We start from the raw sequence: 3,860 nt of genomic DNA, 5'->3' as shown, positions 1-3,860 counted from the left end.
TCAATTAACTAAAAATCAGATGAAAAGGCAATCTATTAAGCGGCTCAGAAAAAATGCTGGATGGGATGATTCTATTTTAACCACTATCTTATCTCAAAATTTTTCATGAGGTGACCCTGGCCCGACGGTCGATTAATTTCTAAATCCATACCTTAAGTCCATCCTTACGATAAATTAGTTTCGCAAACCAGATTAATAAGTATATACTGCTTACCTATGTTATCGGCAGAATTATCAATAGCTATAATTTGCCCGGAAAGGATACCAGGATTTGAACCCCTATAAGTTCATCTGGTCATTGCGCAATTATTATTTAAGGTGTAGTGATGTTAGATAGAGCCAGTGTTGTTGATGAGCAGTTCCTCAAACGTGTACTCCAAGCAGATTTTCCCACACCCCACAGTACTCTGAGTCCTGAAGTTGCCGAACTCGACAAAAAAACCGCCATAGAGTTGTTCGACTCGCAAATTAAATCACGCCTTCTCGATTTAATAGCGCGCCAACTTAAAGAAAAGGGGCTGTCTTTTTATACCATCGGCAGTAGTGGCCATGAAGGAAATGCTGTATTAGGCCAAGTATTTAAAACCAAGGACATGGCTTTTTTACATTACCGCAGCGGCGCATTTTATATCCAAAGAGCGAAGCAATTAGCAAAAACAGATGGGGTTAAAGATATTCTTTTATCGCTTGTGGCTGCAGCCTCCGATCCTATTTCAGGGGGGCGTCATAAAGTTTTTGGTAGTGTACCTTTAAATATCCCACCGCAAACCTCAACCATTGCCTCTCACTTACCTAAAGCCTTAGGTGCTGCAGTATCAATTACACGCGCTAAAGAATTAGGCCTTAAAAGTAGCCTTGCCCCTGACTCTGTTATTTTGTGTTCTTTTGGGGATGCATCAACGAACCATGCCTCAGCGCAAACCACCTTAAATGCATGCTCCTGGTTAGCGAAACAAAATTATCCTTTACCTCTTGTTTTTATTTGTGAAGATAATGGAATTGGGATTTCAGTGCCAACCCCTAATAATTGGATTGAGCACTCTATTAGTTCACGCCCAGGTTTACATTATATTGCTTGTGATGGATTAAACATTGCAGATACCTATGCTAAAGCACAAGAGGCTGAATATTTAGCACGGATTAAAAAACAACCGGTATTTCTACACCTGCGTTGTGTGCGTTTATTAGGTCATGCCGGCTCAGACATTGAATCTCAGTATAATACGCAAGCAGAAATTGAGCGTCGCGAGGCTGATGATCCCTTATTGCACACGGCCGGGCTAATTTACCGTGAAGGGTGGATGTCTTTGCAAGCGATAGCGGATTTATACCAAGACAATAAAGCCTTAATTGAAGCTAAAGCAGTGGAGGCAATCACCTTACCGCGCATGAACAATGCTGAAGAGGTAATGGATTCTCTTTTACCGCAAGTGGGTAAAAAAATAAATTATAAGCTACCTAGTGAGGAGGAGCGGCAAAGTTCTTTTGGTGGTGCTTACAGCCAATTAAGCCAAAAAAGGAATTTGTGCCAGCAAATTAATTTCGCCTTAACTGATCTAATGATGCAATACCCTAATATGCTAGTCTTTGGTGAAGATGTGGGGAAGAAAGGCGGCGTCTATCGGGTTACAGCCGATTTACAGTCGCGGTTTGGTCAGCGGCGGGTATTTGATACGCTTTTAGATGAAACAACCATTTTAGGGACGGCCATTGGTTTTGCTCATAATGGCTTTATTCCCGTTCCAGAAATACAATTTCTTGCCTATTTACATAATGCAGAAGATCAATTGCGTGGAGAAGCAGCAACTCTTTCATTTTTTTCTAGTGGCCAATATAAAAACCCTATGGTTGTGCGAATCGCTTCTTTGGCTTATCAAAAAGGCTTTGGTGGTCATTTTCATAATGATAATTCCTTTGCGGTGCTAAGAGACCTTCCCGGTGTTATTGTTGCCTGTCCTTCTAATGGTCCTGATGCGGCCAAAATGTTGCGTACCTGCCTACATTTAGCAGCCCAAGAAGGCCGTGTAGTGGTGTTTCTTGAGCCTATTGCACTTTATATGACTAAAGATTTACACGAGCCTGGTGATAATGGGTGGTTGTTTGATTATCCAGCGCCGCAAGAAAAAATAGCTTTGGGAGAGGTTGGCGTTCATGGAGAGGGTGATACGGTCATTTTAACCTATGCTAATGGCTATTATTTATCCCGACAGGCTAGCAAAGTACTGGAAGATCAACATCAACTTAAAGTGAAAGTGGTTGATCTCCATTGGCTTAGCCCTTTACCTAAAGAGGCGATTTTAAAAGAATTGGCTAAAGCTAAACGGGTTTTAATCGTCGACGAAGGGCGGCACAGTGGTTCTTTAAGTGAAGGTTTAATGGCCTTCTTAATGGAAGAGGCAGCTCCTCAATTAAAAATTAAACGAATTACGGGTAAAGATTGCTTTATCCCCCTAGGTACGGCTTGGCAATATTTATTACCAAGTAAAGAAAGTATTATTGAAGCGGTTCTGGCTTTACAGTCCGATAAACGGGAGAAGGAAAGTGGACGACTTGTTATTTCTTGATGAACAATTACATGATGATGAACGGATGATTCGGGACAGTGTCACTCGTTTTGTAAGTAATGATGTAATTCCTTTAATGAAGGATGCTTTTGAGGAGGCGAAATTTCCTCGTCAACTCATTGAACAATCAGCGGAGCTTGGCTTGCTGGGATTAACCTTACCGGCTCAATATGGCGGTGCTGAAGCTAGTTATGTGGCTTATGGATTAGTGTGTCAAGAATTAGAACGCGGGGATAGTGGTTTACGTAGTTTTGTTTCCGTGCAAAGCTCGTTGTGCATGTACCCCATCTTTCGTTTTGGAACTGAAGAGCAAAAAATTCGCTATTTACCCGATATGGCTGCTGGGAAAGTAATTGGTTGTTTTGGTTTGACTGAGCCTGATTCGGGCTCTGACCCTGCAAGCATGCGGACACATGCAAAAAAAGTGGAGGGTGGTTGGTTGTTAAATGGTGCCAAAATGTGGATTACTAATGCACCTATTGCTGATATTGCTATTGTGTGGGCAAAGACTGAGGAAGGAATTCGCGGTTTTATTGTTGATACCAAAACAAAGGGCATGAGTTGTCCTGAAATCAAACATAAAATGTCTTTACGGGCATCTATCACCGGTGAGTTAGCTTTTGATAATGTATTTGTTCCCGATGAAAACTATCTTCCTGGAAGCGAAAAAGGCCTCGGTGCACCCTTAAGCTGTTTAAGCCAAGCGCGCTACGGGATTGCGTGGGGCGCAATGGGTGCTGCAATGGCCTGTTTTGATACGGCACGTAATTATTTATTAGAAAGAAAGCAATTTGATAAACCGCTGGCGTCCTTTCAGCTCATTCAAAAAGATCTTGCGGACATGTACACCGAAATTATTAAAGCCCAATGTATGAATTTACAGATTGGTCGATTAAAAGATCAACATCGGGAAACACCCACCATGATTTCTTTAGCAAAAGGAAATGCATGCAGAGAAGCCTTGAATATTGCAAGAAAATGTAGAAACCTCATGGGTGGAAATGGAATAAGCCTTGAGTACGATGTGGTTAGGCATATGCTTAATCTCGAATCGGTCTTTACCTATGAAGGAACCGATAATGTCCATACTTTAGTTTTAGGCCGACATATCACCGGAATTAATGCGTTTAGTTGATGACAAGATTTATTGCACAAATTATAAAAATGAGATCTTAAGTCAGGGTCACCTCATGAAAAATTTTGAGATAAGATAGTGGTTAAAATAGAATCATCCCATCCAGCATTTTTTCTGAGCCGCTTAATAGATTGCCTTTTCATCTGATTTTTAGTTAATTG

2 protein-coding genes are annotated in these 3,860 nt (G+C 41.3%); both read left to right on the top strand.

Going from position 1 to position 3,860, the window contains the following annotated elements:
• Positions 1-326 precede the first annotated feature (326 nt).
• The gene (locus ELY15_RS14315; protein WP_127101205.1) at positions 327-2,564 is read left to right on the top strand and encodes an alpha-ketoacid dehydrogenase subunit alpha/beta; all 2,238 of its coding nucleotides are present in this window, start codon (positions 327-329) and stop codon (positions 2,562-2,564) included.
• A complete protein-coding gene (locus tag ELY15_RS14310; protein ID WP_127101203.1) occupies positions 2,542-3,699 on the top strand; it encodes an acyl-CoA dehydrogenase family protein in 1,158 nt (385 codons plus the stop codon). The genes ELY15_RS14315 and ELY15_RS14310 overlap by 23 nt, the downstream gene beginning before the upstream one ends.
• The last annotated feature ends 161 nt before the right edge of the window (positions 3,700-3,860 follow it).

Origin of the sequence: Legionella sp. km772 (genome assembly GCF_003989735.1) — a bacterium.
Taxonomy (GTDB): Bacteria; Pseudomonadota; Gammaproteobacteria; order Legionellales; family Legionellaceae; genus Legionella.
The sequence above is the reverse complement of the archived record's forward strand: the minus strand, read 5'-3'. Positions and strand labels throughout refer to the sequence as shown.